At 73.2% G+C, this 15,925-nt stretch carries 10 protein-coding genes; 3 read left to right on the forward strand and 7 right to left on the reverse strand.

Going from position 1 to position 15,925, the window contains the following annotated elements; genetic code table 11:
- Positions 1 to 22 precede the first annotated feature (22 nt).
- Together B7C62_31305 and B7C62_31310 are read left to right on the forward strand one after the other, a co-directional pair.
- The gene (locus B7C62_31305; protein ARF76268.1) at positions 23 to 2,245 is read left to right on the forward strand and encodes an isocitrate dehydrogenase (NADP(+)); all 2,223 of its coding nucleotides are present in this window, start codon (positions 23 to 25) and stop codon (positions 2,243 to 2,245) included.
- Positions 2,246 to 2,378: 133 nt separating this feature from the next.
- Positions 2,379 to 3,959 carry a molybdopterin-binding oxidoreductase gene (locus tag B7C62_31310; GenBank protein ID ARF76269.1) on the forward strand — a complete coding sequence of 527 codons (1,581 nt, stop codon included), beginning with the start codon at positions 2,379 to 2,381 and terminating at the stop codon, positions 3,957 to 3,959.
- Between the two features lie 15 nt (positions 3,960 to 3,974).
- Here the strand turns inward: B7C62_31310 and B7C62_31315 are convergent, their stop codons facing one another.
- From B7C62_31315 to B7C62_31345, 7 genes are all read right to left on the reverse strand, one after another.
- On the reverse strand, positions 3,975 to 5,609 hold the full coding sequence (locus tag B7C62_31315) for a pentachlorophenol monooxygenase (GenBank protein ARF76270.1): 1,635 nt from the start codon (positions 5,607 to 5,609) through the stop codon (positions 3,975 to 3,977).
- Positions 5,610 to 5,691: 82 nt separating this feature from the next.
- Positions 5,692 to 6,558: a hypothetical protein gene (locus tag B7C62_31320; protein ARF77455.1), complete on the reverse strand. Its 867-nt coding sequence runs from the start codon at positions 6,556 to 6,558 to the stop codon at positions 5,692 to 5,694.
- A 32-nt stretch (positions 6,559 to 6,590) separates the two neighbouring features.
- Entirely contained in the window at positions 6,591 to 7,655 is a 1,065-nt protein-coding gene (locus B7C62_31325; protein ARF76271.1) for a lipoate--protein ligase, read from the reverse strand.
- 103 nt (positions 7,656 to 7,758) lie between these two features.
- Positions 7,759 to 10,413: an alanine--tRNA ligase gene (locus tag B7C62_31330; GenBank protein ID ARF76272.1), complete on the reverse strand. Its 2,655-nt coding sequence runs from the start codon at positions 10,411 to 10,413 to the stop codon at positions 7,759 to 7,761.
- A gap of 122 nt (positions 10,414 to 10,535) precedes the next feature.
- Entirely contained in the window at positions 10,536 to 11,693 is a 1,158-nt protein-coding gene (locus B7C62_31335) for a 2-methylcitrate synthase (GenBank protein ARF76273.1), read from the reverse strand.
- A gap of 129 nt (positions 11,694 to 11,822) precedes the next feature.
- The gene (locus B7C62_31340) at positions 11,823 to 12,728 is read right to left on the reverse strand and encodes a methylisocitrate lyase (protein ID ARF77456.1); all 906 of its coding nucleotides are present in this window, start codon (positions 12,726 to 12,728) and stop codon (positions 11,823 to 11,825) included.
- Positions 12,729 to 12,745: 17 nt separating this feature from the next.
- Positions 12,746 to 14,266, reverse strand: a complete 1,521-nt coding sequence (locus B7C62_31345; protein ID ARF76274.1) for a 2-methylcitrate dehydratase — start codon at positions 14,264 to 14,266, stop codon at positions 12,746 to 12,748.
- Positions 14,267 to 14,468: 202 nt separating this feature from the next.
- Between B7C62_31345 and B7C62_31350 the strand changes: the two genes are divergently transcribed.
- Entirely contained in the window at positions 14,469 to 15,923 is a 1,455-nt protein-coding gene (locus tag B7C62_31350; GenBank protein ARF76275.1) for a Cro/Cl family transcriptional regulator, read from the forward strand.
- The last annotated feature ends 2 nt before the right edge of the window (positions 15,924 to 15,925 follow it).

A 15,925-nucleotide genomic window follows, 5' to 3' on the forward strand; every position in this document is an offset into this window, starting at 1 on the left:
CAGACGTGGAGCGGAGCACCCGGTGACTGACTCGACCATCATCTATACGCACACCGACGAGGCCCCTGCCCTGGCGACCTATTCCCTCCTGCCCGTGATCGAGGCGTACGCCTCGACCGCAGGCGTCACGGTGGAGCGCCGTGACATCTCCCTCGCGGGACGGATCATCGCCAGTTTCCCGGAGCACCTCAAGGCCGAGCAGCGTATCGATGACGCACTCGCCGAGCTCGGCGAGCTGGCCAGGACGCCCGGCGCGAACATCATCAAGCTGCCGAACATCTCGGCGTCGATCCCGCAGCTCAAGGCCGCGATCGCGGAGCTCCAGGGGCAGGGCTACGCGCTTCCGGACTACCCGGACGACCCGCGGACGGACGCGGACAAGGACGTGCGCGCCCGGTACGACAAGGTCAAGGGCAGCGCCGTGAACCCGGTGCTGCGCGAGGGCAACTCCGACCGCCGCGCCCCCGCCTCCGTCAAGAACTACGCCAAGGCCCACCCGCACCGCATGGGCGCCTGGACGGCCGACTCGAAGACGAACGTCGCCACCATGGGCGCCGACGACTTCCGCTCCACCGAGAAGTCCGCGGTCATCGCCGAGGACGGCTCGCTCCGGATCGAGCTGCACGGCGACGACGGCACCACCACCGTGCTCCGCGAGTCCGTACCCGTCCTCAAGGGCGAGGTCGTGGACGCGGCCGTCCTGCGCGTCGCCGCGCTGCGCGAGTTCTTCACCGCGCAGGTCGCCCGCGCCAAGGCCGAGGGCGTGCTCTTCTCCGTGCACCTCAAGGCCACCATGATGAAGGTCTCCGACCCGATCATCTTCGGCCACGCGGTCCGCGCCTTCTTCCCGAACACCTTCGCCAAGTACGGCGACCAGCTCGCCGCCGCCGGCCTCACCCCCAACGACGGCCTGGGCGGCATCCTCAAGGGCCTGGACTCCCTGCCGGGCGTCGGCGCCGAGATCCAGGCGTCCTTCGAGGCCGAGCTCGCCGAGGGCCCCGCCCTCGCGATGGTCGACTCCGACAAGGGCATCACCAACCTGCACGTCCCCAGCGACGTCATCGTGGACGCCTCCATGCCCGCCATGATCCGCACTTCGGGCCACATGTGGGGCCCGGACGGCAACGAGGCCGACACCATCGCCGTCCTCCCGGACAGCAGCTACGCCGGTGTCTACCAGGTCGTCATCGACGACTGCCGCGCCAACGGCGCCTTCGACCCCGCCACCATGGGCTCGGTGCCCAACGTCGGTCTGATGGCGCAGAAGGCCGAGGAGTACGGCAGCCACGACAAGACCTTCGAGATCGCCGCCACCGGCACCGTCCGCGTTGTCGACACGGACGGCAACGTCGTGCTGGAGCAGGCCGTCGGCGCCGGTGACATCTTCCGGATGTGCCAGACCAAGGACGCCCCGATCCAGGACTGGGTCAAGCTCGCCGTCACCCGCGCCCGCGCCACCGGCACCCCGGCCGTCTTCTGGCTGGACGAGGGCCGCGCGCACGACGCCAACCTGATCGCCAAGGTCACCACGTACCTCGCCGACCACGACACCGACGGCCTGGACATCTCGATCAAGACCCCGGAAGAGGCCACCGCCTTCTCCCTGGAGCGCATCCGCCGCGGCGAGGACACCATCTCCGTCACCGGCAACGTGCTCCGTGACTACCTGACGGACCTCTTCCCGATCCTGGAGCTGGGCACCAGCGCCAAGATGCTCTCCGTCGTCCCGCTGATGAACGGCGGCGGCCTCTTCGAGACCGGCGCGGGCGGCTCGGCCCCCAAGCACGTCCAGCAGCTCGTCAAGGAGAACTACCTCCGCTGGGACAGCCTGGGTGAGTTCCTGGCCCTCGCGGTCAGCTTCGAGCACCTGGCCACCACCACGGACAACGCGCGGGCCCAGGTCCTCGCCGACACCCTGGACCGCGCCACGGGCACCTTCCTCAACGAGGACAAGTCCCCGAGCCGCCGCCTCGGTGGCATCGACAACCGCGGCAGCCACTTCTACCTGGCCCTCTACTGGGCCCAGGAGCTGGCGCAGCAGACCGACGACACCAAGCTCGCCGAGGCGTTCGCGCCGCTCGCCAAGACCCTGGCCGAGCAGGAGGAGACCATCGTCGCCGAGCTGATCGCGGTGCAGGGCTCCCCGGCCGAGATCGGCGGCTACTACCAGCCCGACCCGGCCAAGGCCGAGGCGATCATGCGCCCGTCCGCCACGTTCAACAAGGCGATCGCGAGCCTCGCCTGAGGTGAGGGGCGGGGGAGACCCCGTCGCGCGACTCCGTTCCGCCCCGGCAGGCCCCGCGCCCGTCGGGGCGGTTCGCGTGTCGGCGCCCATGCCGTTCGGGTGAAGGGGCAATCCGCCCGCCCCACGGCTCCGAATGACGACCGTGAGGATCACACGCACAGCCCTGACCCGCGGCGCGCTCGCCGCCCTGAGCGGCCTGCTCGCCGGATTCGCCGCCCTGGCCACCGCCGAACTCGTCTCGGCGGCCGTCAGACCCGAGGCGAGCCCCGTGACGGCGGTCGGCGGGGCGGCCATCGACCGGACGCCTGCCGGGGTGAAGGACTGGGCGATCCGGACCTTCGGCGAGAACGACAAGTTCGTCCTCCAGCTCGGCATCGTCATCACGCTCGCCCTCCTCGCCCTCGCCGTCGGTGTGCTGGCGCTGCGCCACCGCCGTACGGGCTCCGCCGCCGTCCTGGCCTTCGGCGTGGTCGGCGCTGCCGCCGCCGTCAGCCGCCCCGACTCCACCGGCCTCGCCGACGGGCTCCCGTCGCTGGCCGGCGCGGTGGCCGGGGCGGTCCTGCTGTACGTCCTCGTCGGCAGGCTCACCGTCCCGCGCGCGTACTCACGGGACGAGGAGGGCGGCTGGGACCGGCGGGGCTTCCTGATCGCCGCCACCGCCGCTGCCGTCGCCTCCACGGCGGCGGGGGCGGTCGGCCGGACCCTCAACGGCCAAAGCGCCCAGGACGCCGTCGCCTCCCGCAACGCCGTGACGCTCCCCGCCCCGGCCTCGCCCGCCAAGCCGGTCCCGGCCGGGGCACGGCTGCGCGTCCCCGGCATCAGCCCCTTCACCACCCCCGCCGGTACGTTCTACCGCGTGGACACCGCCCTGGTGATCCCCAAGGTCGACGCGAACACCTGGCGGCTGCGCATCCACGGCAGGGGCGTACGCCGGGACCTGGAGCTCACCTACCGGGACCTGCTGAACCGCCCCCTGATCGAACGCGAGATCACCCTCTGCTGTGTCTCCAACGAGGTCGGTGGCCCCTACATCGGCCACGCCCGGTGGATCGGCGTCCGCCTGGCCGACCTGCTCAAGGAGGCGGGCGTCAGACCGCCTTCCCGGGGCGGGAAGGCGGACCAGATCATCGCCCGCTCGGTGGACGGCATGACCCTCGGCACCCCCGTCGAGGACGTCATGGACGGCCGGGACGCCATGCTCGCCGTCGGCATGAACGGCGAACCGCTCCCCTTCGTCCACGGCTTCCCCGTGCGCATGCTGGTGCCCGGACTGTACGGGTACGTCTCGGCCTGCAAGTGGATCGAGGAAATCGAGCTCACCACCTTCGCGGACCACGACGCGTACTGGGTGAAGCGCAAGTGGGCCCGCCGGGCCCCGGTCAAGACCCAGTCCCGGATCGACACCCCCAAGCCCTTCGGCCGCCCCGGGGCCGGGACGGTCATGGTCGCCGGGGTGGCCTGGGCCCAGCACCGGGGGATCGACAAGGTCGAGATCCGCGTCGACGACGGCCCGTGGCGCCCGGCCCAGCTCGCCGAGCGGACCAGCATTGACACCTGGCGCCAGTGGTCCTACCCCTGGAAGGCCACCCCCGGCGGCCACACCCTCACCGTCCGCGCCACCGACGGCACGGGCGAGGTCCAGACCGAGAAGCGCACCAAGACCGTCCCGGACGGGGCGAGCGGCTGGCACTCGGTCGTGGTCACGGTGGAATGACCGCGACGGCAGCCTTCACGGAGCGAAGACCTTTCCCAGCGCCTCCTTCAACGCCCCTACGGTGGGCGGCTGGAGACGGGCCGTCAGGCAGCCGTCCGGGCGTACGGCGAACGCCGCGCCCTCGTCCGCCCCGTACTGCTGCGCGAACTCGCCCCGGCTGTCGTGGTGATGGGGGATGCCCATCGGCTCGTGCGAGGCACCGGCGGGCAGGATGCGGTACGTCTCCATCCGGCCCCCGGTCACCTCCCGTGCCGCCGCGGCGAGATCGGCGGGCGTATCACCGGCCGGGTGGTCCCCGTACACCAGCAGGACGTGCCCGCGCCCGCGCAGCAGGTCGAACAGCCGCACCGGATACGCGGCGATGTCCCCGGTGAGACCGCCGCAGTCCGGGGCCCGGTCGCCGGGCCGGAGCGCGGCCCCGTCGGCCTCGGGCAGCGGAGTCACGACCGGGCTCTCCCGGTGGCCGACCAGGAGCTGGGCCTCGCGGAGCAGCAGCGTCCGCGGCTCCGTGGGGTCGGCCTGGACGCCCTCGGCGGCATGCCGGACCGTCCGGCCCACCACTTCCTCGCCCACCGGGTGCCGTTCCGCGTCGTAACTGGCCAACAGACGCGGGTGCGCCGCGCCGTCGAGGGCCAGGGCCAGCTTCCACGCCAGGTTTCCGGCGTCCTGGACCCCGGTGTTCATGCCCTGCGCGCCGGTCGGCGGATGGATGTGCGCCGCGTCCCCGGCGACGAACACCCGGCCCTCCCCGTACCGGTCCACCAGCCGGTGGCTGATCCGGAACACCGACGACCAGCGCAGCGCCGACGCGGTGACCGGCTCCGGGGCCAGCCGGTCCAGCACCTTCTGGATGTCGGAGAGGGCGGGGGCCGTGCCGCCTTCGAGGCCGTGCGCCACCCCGTCGCCGTCACCGGAAGACTCCCGGGCGGCTGACAGCTCCGGCGGCACCAGCATCGACATCCGGTAGCGGCCCTTCCCCGGCAGCGGGATGCAGACCAGCAGGTCGTCGACCGCGCCGTCCTCGCCCCGGTGCATCGACCGCACCCCGTACCCGGGCTCCAGCCCCCAGCCCACCTCCACATCGGCGAGCATGTACTCCTCGGGGAACGCACCGCCCTCGAAGGTGAGCCCGAGCCCCTTGCGGACCAGGCTGTGCGCCCCGTCGCACCCCACCAGGAACCGGGACCTGACCTCCTCCTCGGCCCCGGACGCCGTCCTCACCCGGCTCGTCACCCCGGCCGGGTCCTGGGCGAACGCCACCAGCTCGGTCGAGCGCTCGACGCCGGTGCCGTACCGCCCGAGGTGCTCCTCCAGGAGGCGTTCCGTCTCGTACTGCGGCAGCGCGGCGAAGCCGTACGGCACCTCGGGCGGCAGGACCAGGTCGACGCGGCCCAGCGCCACCCCGTTCTCGTACGTCAGCTGTCCGCGCATCGGGACCGCCGCGTCCAGCACGTCCCGCACCAGCCCCATCCGGTCGAAGAGCTCCAGGGTGCGCGGCTGGACACCCACCGCTCTGGCGTACGGCAGCCGGGCCGGGAGGCGGTCCACGATCCGGCAGGAGACACCGGAGCTCCGCAGCCCGGCGGCGAGCGTCAGGCCGACCGGACCGGCGCCCACCACGAGTACGCCGGTCGATGCGCTGCGTGCCATGGGGGTCTCCCGCCGTGAGCCCCCCTGCGTACGGTCCCTTCCATCGTCCTGCCATCGGCGGCCCCCGCCACCCGGGCGGTGCTCATACCTCCGCGGGCGGGGTCATCGCCCACCGGACGGTCCTGGTCAGGGCCTTCCCGGCGGGCCGTACGCAGACCTCCTCGACGCCCGGCACCCGGGGCAGCCGCAGCGGCTCCCGGGCCCATGGCGGCAGCGCGGACACGGCGTTGGCGGCGAGTACGGCGTACGGGGGACGGGCGGGCCAGGGCAGCGGTGGACGCAGCAGGATGAAGCGGGCCGCGTCCAGGGCCGCCTCGGTGGCGCGCAGCTCCGGGCGGTAGGCGGCGATGCGGGCGGCCAGCTCTCCCCGGTCGTGCGGCGGGTCGGGGACTCCGAGCGCGCGGGCCACGGTCGCCATGTCGTGGATGTAGCCGTCGCACCCGGCCCCGTCCAACGGCCGTGCCCCGTACCGCTGGTGGGCGCGGAGGAAGCTGTCCACCTCCGCGATGTGCACCCAGCACAGCAGATGCGGATCGGCCGCGTGGTACGGCTCCCCGGAGGGCGCGAGGCCCCGCACCCGCTCGTGCACGGCCCGTACGCGGTCCACCGCCTCCTGGGCGTGTTCGGCCGTCCCGAACGTGGTCACCGCCAGGAAGGTGCTGGTCCGCTGGAGCCGCCCCCACGGATCGCCCCGGAACCCCGAGTGGTCCGCGACGGCGGCCATCGCGAGGGGGTGCAGCGACTGGAGGAGCAGGGCGCGCAGCCCGCCGATGAACATGGACGCGTCCCCGTGCACCCGCCGCACCGGCCGGTCCGGGCCGAACCAGCGGGGGCCGGGCGTGCCGTGGATACGGGCCCGGTTCTCCGGCCCCGAAGGACCCGCCACCCGGGAGAACAGCGCCCTGCCGAGCCGTTCCCGCCCCCCGGAGCCCGACGCCGACCTGTCCATGCGTCCCAGTATGCGGGCCCGCGGGGAAGGACCTACGGCACCCGGGCCGTCCACTCCGGCGTCGCGAACTTCGTCCGTACGAGCTCCTCGGCGCGGGCCAGCTCGGCGGCCGTCACCCTCCCGGCGGACAGCCCGTGGCGCCTGCGGAACGAATCGATCATCCGCTCGATCACGGTCTCGCGGGGCAGCCCGGTCTGCCGCCGCAGCGGGTCGACGCGCTTCTTCGCCGACCGGGTGCCCTTGTCCGACAGCTTCTCCTTGCCGATGCGCAGGACCTCCAGCATCTTGTCCGCGTCGATGTCGTACGCCATCGTCACGTGGTGCAGCACGGCCCCCGGCCCGCCGTCGGGCCCCACCACCCGCTTCTGCGCCGCCCCGGCGATCTTGCCGACCTCGGTGGCGATGTCGTTGAGCGGCTGGTACCAGGCCCTGATGCCCATGTCCGCGAGGGCTTCGAGGACCCAGTCGTCCAGATAGGCGTAGCTGTCGGCGAAGGAGAGCCCGGAGACCAGCGCCTGCGGGACGGCCAGCGAGTACGTGATGGTCGAGCTGGGCTCCGCGAACATCGCGCCGCCGCCGGAGATCCGGCGTACGACGTCCACGCCGTGCCGCTCCGCACCCGCCGGGTCGACCTCGTTGCGCAGCGACTGGAAGCTGCCGATGATCACGGCGGGGGAGTCCCACTCCCAGACCCGCAGCGTCGGCGGCCGCACCCCCGCCGCCACCTCGGCCGTGATCACCTCGTCCAGCGCCATGTGCAGCGCGGGCGACTGGGGCGCGTCGTGGATCAGCTGCCAGTCGTAGTCGCTCCACTCCGTGGCCTGCGCCAGCGCCCGGCGTACGGCGGTGGCGACCCCCTCCGCGCTCAGCCCGAGCATCACCGTGGAGTCGGGCAGCGCCGCCTCGATCCGGGCCGCGAGCCCGGCGGTGTCCGTGTTGGCCGGGGCGCCCTCCAGCGCCGCGTCGATCGCGAGGATCGCCTCGTCCGGTTCGAGGAAGAAGTCCCCGGCGACGCGGACGTTCCGCAGCGCCCCGCCCTCCACCTCCAGGTCCACCACGACCAGCTTGCCGCCGGGAACCTTGTACTCACCGTGCACAGTGCCGCCTCCAGCCTTCTCCGCGGGGTCCGGCTCGATGGATGAGCCGGACACCACCGGATACAACGCGCATCACGGAGTGGATCATCCCTTTCGGCCGGGTTCAGCTCTCCGCGACCAGCCGGTCCAGCGCGCCCAGCGTCTCCGCCAGCCGGTCCGCCGGTGTGCCGCCGCCCTGGGCCACCTCGGCGGAGCCGCCGCCCCGGCCGTCCAGCAGCCGCTTCACCAGCTTCGCCGCGTGCAGCCCGCGCTGCCGGGCGGCGTCGTTGGTCGCCACGACGACCGCCGCGCCGCTGCCGGTCGCCGCGCCCACCGCCACGGTGCCGGGCCGTCCGGCCGGGAGCCGGTCCCGTACCGCCAGGGCCAGAGTGCGGGCCGCGTCCGCCCCGCCCTCGGCGGTCGCCGTCACCACGAGCACGCCGTCCGCGTCCACCGCTCCGGCGGCCAGCTCCGCCGCCCGGGCCGTTGTGGCGTGCTGCCGGAGCTGCTTGTTCTCGCGCTCGGCGGCCTTGAGCCGCTGGAGGAGACCGCCGATCCGCTCGGGCAGCTCGGTGCGCGGAGCCTGGACCTGCTCGGCGATCCGGGCCACCAGGTCCCGTTCCCGGGCGAGATAGCCGAACCCCTCGACGCCCACGGCGGCCTCCAGACGGCGGGTGCCCGCGCCCACCGAGGACTCCGCCGTCAGCGCGATCACCCCGACCTGCGAGGCGTGCTCCACATGGGTGCCGCCGCACAGCTCCCGCGACCAGGCCCCGCCGATCTCGACGACCCGGACCTTCTCCCCGTACGTCTCGTCGAACAGCGCCAGCGCCCCCAGCTCCTTCGCCTCCGGCAGGGTCATCCACCGCACCCCCACCGGCAGGTCCCGGCGCAGCGCCCGGTTGGCGGCCTCCTCCACCTCGCTGCGGGTCTCGGGGGAGAGCGCCCCGCGCCACGGGAAGTCCAGGCGGAGGTGGCCGGGACGGTTGTAGGAGCCGGACTGCAACGCGTTCGGGCCCAGCACCTCGCGGAGCGCCGCGTGCAGGACGTGTGTGCCGGAGTGCGCCTGGCGCGCGCCGAGCCGCCACTCCGGGTCCACGGCCGCCCGTACGGAGTCCCCGGCGGCCAGCTCGCCCGCCGTGACCCGCACCTGGTGGGCGATGAGGCCGGGCAGCGGGCGCTGGACGTCCAGGACCTCGGCGGAGAGGGAGGCGCCGGTCAGCTGCCCGGCGTCGCTCTCCTGGCCGCCGGACTCGGCGTAGAACGGTGAGCGGTCCAGGACGACGGTGACGATCTCCCCGGCCGACGCCACCGGCACCGGCCCCCGCGGACCGAGCACCGCCAGCACCCGGGAATCGGTGGTCAGCGTCTCCCAGGCCCGCCAGTCGGTCGGGCCCTCCGCGTCCAGGACCGTGCGCAGGGCGGCGGTGTCCGCGCCGCCGCCCGCCTTGTGGGCCCGGGCATCGGCGCGGGCCCGCTCGCGCTGGGCGGTCATCAGCGCGGTGAACCCCTCCCGGTCCACCTCCACGCCCTGCTCGGCGGCCATCTCCAGGGTGAGGTCGATGGGGAAGCCGTAGGTGTCGTGGAGCAGGAACGCCTGCGCCCCGGGCAGCGAACGGCTCCCGCTCCGCTTCACCTCGGCCACCGCCGTGTCCAGGACCGTCGTCCCCTGGCGCAGCGTGGCCCGGAACGCCTCCTCCTCACCACCCGCCCGATCCAGGATGCGGGGATACGACTCGGCCACCTCCGGATAGCTCGCCGCCATGCAGTCCCGGGCGACCGGCAGCAGTTCGGGCAGCGCCGGGTCGTGGAAGCCGAGCTGCCGCATCGAGCGGACCGCCCGGCGCAGGACGCGCCGCAGCACATAGCCGCCGCCCTCGTTGCCGGGGACCGTACCGTCGGCCAGCAGCATCAGAGCCGTACGCACATGGTCCGCGACGACCCGCAGCCGTACGTCGGACTCGGCGTCCGCCCCGTACCGCACCCCGGCCAGCTCGGCCGCCCGGTCCAGTACGGGGCGGGTCTCGTCGATCTCGTACAGGTTGTCGACCCCCTGGAGCAGGGTCGCCATCCGCTCCAGGCCCATGCCGGTGTCGATGTTGCGGCGGGGCAGCTCACCGAGGATCGGATAGCCGGTCTTCCCGGTGCCCTCGCCCCGCTCGTACTGCATGAAGACGAGGTTCCAGAACTCCATGTACCGGTCCTCGTCGACCTCGGGGCCGCCCTCGCGCCCCAGCGCCGGACCCCGGTCGTAGTACAGCTCCGAACACGGGCCGCACGGCCCCGGCACCCCCATCGACCAGAAGTTGTCCTCGTCGCCCCGGTCCACGATCCGGCGTTCCGGCAGCCCGGACACCTGCCGCCAGATGGCCCGCGCCTCGGCGTCGGTGTGGTGGACGGTCACCCAGATCCGGCCGGGGTCGAGCCCGAAGCCGCCGCCGGAGAGCGGGGTGGTCGACAGCTCCCAGGCGTGCTCGATCGCTTCCCGCTTGAAGTAGTCGCCGAACGAGAAGTTGCCGTTCATCTGGAAGAACGAACCGTGCCGGGTGGTGCGGCCGACCTCCTCGATGTCCAGCGTCCGCACACACTTCTGCACACTGGCCGCCCGGGGCCAGGGTGCGGCCAGCTCACCGGTCAGATAGGGCTTGAACGGCACCATGCCCGCGTTGACGAACAGCAGCGTCGGGTCGGGCGTGGGCAGCGGTGCGCTGGGCACGACGGTGTGGCCGCGCGCGGCGAAGTGGTCCAGGAACCGGCTGCGGATGTCGGCGGTGCGCACAGGGCTGCTCCGAGGGGTGAGAGGCCGACGGGCGGGGCGCTCTCAGTGAGCAGACCTGCCCTCCTTATGCAACTGCACATTATATGCAATAAGGAGGGCGGGCGGGATGTGCGCCGGGGAGGTCAGCCGGGTGTGTGCGCCGGGACCGGCCGCTGCTCGGGCCCGTTGTAGACGCCGAGCGGGCGGATCAGCGCGTTGTGTTCGAGCTGCTCGCTGATGTGCGCGGTCCACCCGGTGATCCGGCTCATCACGAAGATCGGCGTGAAGGCCGCGATGTCGAACCCCATCAGGTGGTACGCGAGCCCGGCGGGGTAGTCCAGATTGGGGTGGATGCCCTTGCGGCTGATCATGGCGTGGCGGAGCGCGGCGTGCAGGGTTGCCAGCCGGGTCACGTCCGGGTCGCCCGCCCGCGCCACCAGCCGGTCGGTGGCCTCCTGCATGATCGGTACGCGGGAGTCGCCGTGCCGGTAGACCCGGTGGCCGAACCCCATGATCTTCCGCTTGGCCGCCAGCGCCTCGTCGAGCCACGCCTCGGCCCGGTCCGGGTCGCCGATCTCGTTCAGCATGTGCATCACGGCCTCGTTGGCGCCGCCGTGCAGCGGGCCCTTCAGTGCGCCGATCGCCGCCGTCACCGCGCTGTAGAGGTCGGAGAGGGTGGAGGTGACGACCCGGGCGGTGAACGTCGAGGCGTTGAAGCTGTGTTCGGCGTAGAGGATCAGCGAGACCTCGAAGCAGTGCACCACCTCGGGGTCCGGCACGCTCCCGAAGCACATGTGGAAGAAGTTCTCCGCGTACCCGAGCGACGGGTCCGGCGGGATCGGGGCGAGCCCGTGCCGCCTGCGGTGATCGGCCGCGACGACGACCGGCAACCTGGCCAGCAGAGCGAGGGACTTGGCGTGGTGGGCGGCGACGCTGTCGTCCTCCTCGGTGGGGTCCTCGGAGCCGAAGAAGCTCACCGCCGTGCGCAGCACGTCCATCGGGTGGCAGGTCTCCGGCAGCCGGGCCAGCAACTCCGCCGTCGTACGGTCCAGCGGCCGGAGCGCGCGCTCACGGGCCTCGAAGGCGCGCAGCTCGGTGGCGTCGGGCAGCTCCCCGTACCAAAGCAGGTACGCGACCTCCTCGAAGGAGCGGCGGGCGGCCAGGTCCTGGACCGGATAGCCCCTATAGGTAAGGGAGTTGGTCTCCTGGATGACGGTGGAGATGGCGGTGGTGTCGACGGCCACCCCGGCGAGACCCCGGTGGATCTCGGGGGTGGCCGTGGCGGGTGCGGGTGCGGACATGGTGGACCTCCGGGCATGCGGAAGGGAGGGGTGGTGTGCGGGGTGGGCGCCCGGCCGGAGCGATGGCCGGCCGGGCGGATCAGGGTCCTGCGGGCGCGTCCCGGGCGCCGGGCTGTCCGGGCGGGTGTCTCAGGCGCCGGGCGGCAGCGTGAAGTCGAAGACCGCCGAGTCGAACGCGCCGTACTCCTCGTAACCGAGCACGTCGTAGAGCCGTGAGCGGGTCTGCATCCGGGGAAGCAGGGCCTGCTGGGTGCCGTCGGCCGCCAGCGTGCGCAGACCGTCCTCCACCGCGCCCATGGCGAGACGGAAGAGGGTGACGGGGTAGAGCGCGATGTTGTAGCCGAGGTTCTCCAGGGCCGCCGCGTCCAGCAGGGGGCCCTTGCCGAACTCGGTCATGTTGGCCAGCAGCGGTACGTCCACCGCCGCCCGGAACGCCTCGAACTCGCCCTCGTCCGCGAGCGCTTCGGGGAATACGGCATCGGCGCCCGCGTCCACGTACGCCTTCGCACGGTCGATCGCCTCCTTCAGCCCCTCGGGCCCCCGGGCGTCCGTACGGGCCATCAGCAGGAAGTCCGGATCGCGGCGGGCGTCCACGGCGGCCCGCACCTTGCGGACCATCTCCGCACGCCCCACGAGCGTCTTCCCGTCCAGATGGCCGCACCGCTTCGGGTTGACCTGGTCCTCCAGATGGAGCCCCGCGAGCCCCGCGTCCTCCATCAACTGCACGGTGCGCGCCGCGTTCATGGGCTCACCGAAACCGGTGTCCGCGTCGATCAGGGCGGGCAGATCCGTCACCCGCGCGATCTGCTGGGCCCGCGCGGCGATCTCGGTCGACGACGTCAACCCGATGTCGGGGAGGGCGAGTTCGGCGGCGAGGACCGCACCCGAGAGATACACCGCCTCGAACCCGGCCTCCTGGATCAGCCGTGCCGAGTACGGGTTGACCGCGCCCGGCATCCGCACCAGCCGCCCGGAGGCCAGCTGTTCGCGGAACGCGCGGCGCCGGGCGGCGGGCGTGGTCCGGGTGTGCAGCATCAGACGTGTGTGCGGCATCAGAACAGTCCCTTCGGGAGCCCCGCGTCGAAGGCCGCGACCGCCTCCGTGTCCACGGCCGGGAACAGCGCGTCGAGCCCCTCCGGCGGCAGCTCCGCGAGCCCCTCGGCCGCCGCCAGGAACCGGTCCTGGTCCCCGGCCGCCACGATGCCCTCCGCCAGCGTCCGGAACTTCGCCACATACCCCGGACGGTCGAACGGCCGGGCCCCCGCCGGATGCGCGTCGGCCACCGCGAGCTCGTCCTCGATCACCGTGCCGTCCACCAGCGTCACCACCGCCCGCCCGCCGAACGCCCGCCGCTCCGGGTCCGGGTCGTGGTAGCGGCGGGTCCACTCCGGGTCCTCCACCGTGGAGATTCGCTGCCACAGCTCCACCGTCCCCGGCCGCTGCGCCCGCTCGGGGGCGTAGGACCGCTCGTGGTGCCAGACCCCGTCCTCCAGCGCCACCGCGAAGATGTACGGCACCGAGTGGTCCAGCGTCTCGCGGCTCGCCGTCGGGTCGTACTTCTGCGGGTCGCCCGAACCCGAACCGATCACCTGGTGCGTGTGGTGGCTGGTGTGCAGCACGATCGAGCGGATCTTCTCCGTCGGACCCGTCCGCTCCCGCAGCCGCCGCGCCAGGTCGATGACCGCCTGCGCCTGGTACTCGGCGGAGTGCTCCTTCGTGTACGTGTCCAGGATCGCGCGCCGCGCCTCGCCCGGCTCCGGCAGCCCCACCGTGTACGCCGCGTCCGGCCCGTCCAGCATCCGCGCGAGGAACCCGTCCTCCCCCTCGTAGACGGGCGACGGCGACCCCTCGCCGCGCATCGCCCGGTCCACCGCCTCGATCGCCGCCTTGCCCGCGAACGCCGGGGCGAACGCCTTCCAGCTGGAGATCTCGCCCTTACGGGACTGCCGGGTCGCCGTCGTCGTGTGCACCGCCTGCTGGACCGCCTGGTACGTCGTCGCCGTGTCCAGCCCCAGCAGCGCGCCGAGCCCGCACGCGGTGGCGGCGCTCAGGTGGGCCACATGGTCGATGCGGTGCTCGTGCAGGCAGATGGCCCGCACCAGCGCCACATGGATCTCGTACGCGGCGACGATCCCGCGCAGCAGCTCCGCGCCGGTCCGCCCGGTGTGCTGGGCCACGGCGAGCAACGGCGGGATGTTGTCCCCGGGGTGCGAATAATCCGCCGCCAGGAACGTGTCGTGGAAGTCCAGCTCCCGTACGGCCGTGCCGTTCGCCCAAGCCGCCCACTCGGGGGAGACCCGCACCCCGGGGGCCGCGCCGAAGACGGCGGCGCCCGGGGTGGCGCGGTGGGCCAGGGCCTGGCCGCGGGCGACCGCGACCGGGCGGCGCAGCAGGGAGGCCACGGCGACGGAGGCGTTGTCGACGACCCGGTTGACGGCCATCGCGGCCGCCTGCGGGTCGAGTCCTGCGGCGTCCTGGGTGCCGGTGGCGACGGCCGCCAGCTTCCAGGCGAGCTGCTCCTCACGGGGCAGCCGGTCGGCGCTGGGGTGGACGCGGACGTGGTGGTCGATCACGGGGCTCCTCGCGGCGGTGGTGGTGCGGATCTGCGGTACGGGAAGAGCTTTCCCCGCCGATGCCCCCCGATGCGACCGGTCCACTGTGCACAATCCGTACATCGCTGAGCTGCGAATCTGCGAATCCTGCGAAAGATGCGGATGCTACTTTCGCAGAAAGCCTCGGAGCGGAGGCCGGGTGGGGGAGAGGAGGATCGACCGCATGGGACGGCCTGCCGGACGCAAGATCTACGCCCACGCCAAGCTGCGGCGGCTGCGCCGCGAGCGCGGGATGAACCAGGTGGAGCTGGCCCGCTCGCTCGGCCTCTCCACCAGCTACCTCAACCAGATCGAGCACAGCCGCCGCCCGCTGACCGCGCCCGTGCTGCTGCGGATCGCGGAGGTCTTCGGCGTCGACCCGGAGTTCTTCTCCGAGGCCGACGAGGAGCGCCTCGCCACCGATCTGCGCGCCGCCCTCGGCGACGAGGCGTGCGGGACCCGGGTCCCGCTGGAGGAGGCTGCCGACGTGGCCCGCGACCACCCGGAGGTGGCCCGCGCCCTGGTCGCCCTGCACCACCGCTACCGGGACGCCGCCGAACGCGTCGTCGCCCTCGCCCCGCCGCAGGACGGCGAGTCCCTCCTCACCGCCGAACCCCACGACGAGGTACGGGACTTCTTCTACGCCCACCACAACCACTTCGGCGCCCTCGACGCCGTCGCCGAACGCACCGCCACCGGCCTCGGCACCGGCTCGGCGGGCCGTACCGCCGACGCCCTGAAGGAACGCCTCGCCGCCCGCCACGGCATCACCGTCGTCACCACCGACCCCGAACGGGCCGCCGACGCCCGCCGGTTCGACCCCGGCAGCGGACTCCTCCTGCTCTCGCCCTGGCTCAGCGAGGCCCAGCGCGCCTTCCAGCTCGCCACCCAACTCGCCCTGCTGGAACACGGATCGCTGCTCGACACCCTGGTGGCGGGCGGCGAACTCGCCTCCGAACAGGCGGCGGGGCTGGCCCGGATCGGCCTCGCCAACTACTTCGCCGGTGCCCTGCTCATGCCGTACACCGCCTTCCACCGGGCCGCCGAGGAGCTGCGGTACGACATCGAGCTGCTCCAGGCCCGCTTCGGCGTCGGCTTCGAGACCGTCTGCCACCGCCTCAGCACCCTCCAGCGGACCGGCGACCGGGGCGTGCCGTTCTCGTTCCTGCGGGTCGACCGGGCGGGCAACATCTCCAAGCGGCAGTCCGCCAGCGACTTCCACTTCTCCCGGCTCGGCGGCACCTGCCCGCTCTGGACGGTGTACGAGGCGTTCTCCGCGCCCGGCCGCATCCTCACCCAGGTCGCCGAAATGCCGGACGGAAAACGGTACTTCTGGGTGGCCCGGACCGTGACGCGCGGCGGATTCGGGCACCGCGCGCCCCGGGCCGACTTCGCCGTGGCCCTCGGCTGCGAACTCCGCCACGCCCACCGCCTGGTCTACGCCGAGGGCCTGGCCCTGGACGATCCGCGCTCGGCGACCCCCATCGGGCTCGGCTGCCGGATCTGCGAACGGCAGGACTGCGCCCAGCGGGCCCGGCCCCCGGCCGGGGGCCGACTGGCCGTCGACCCCGACCGGCGCACGCATGTGCCGTACCCGGTGGAGGCCGACGGCCCGGGGGCCGACCTCGGCGGTGGGTGAAC

The organism is Kitasatospora albolonga, from assembly GCA_002082585.1.
Taxonomy (GTDB): domain Bacteria; phylum Actinomycetota; class Actinomycetes; order Streptomycetales; family Streptomycetaceae; genus Streptomyces; species Streptomyces stephensoniae.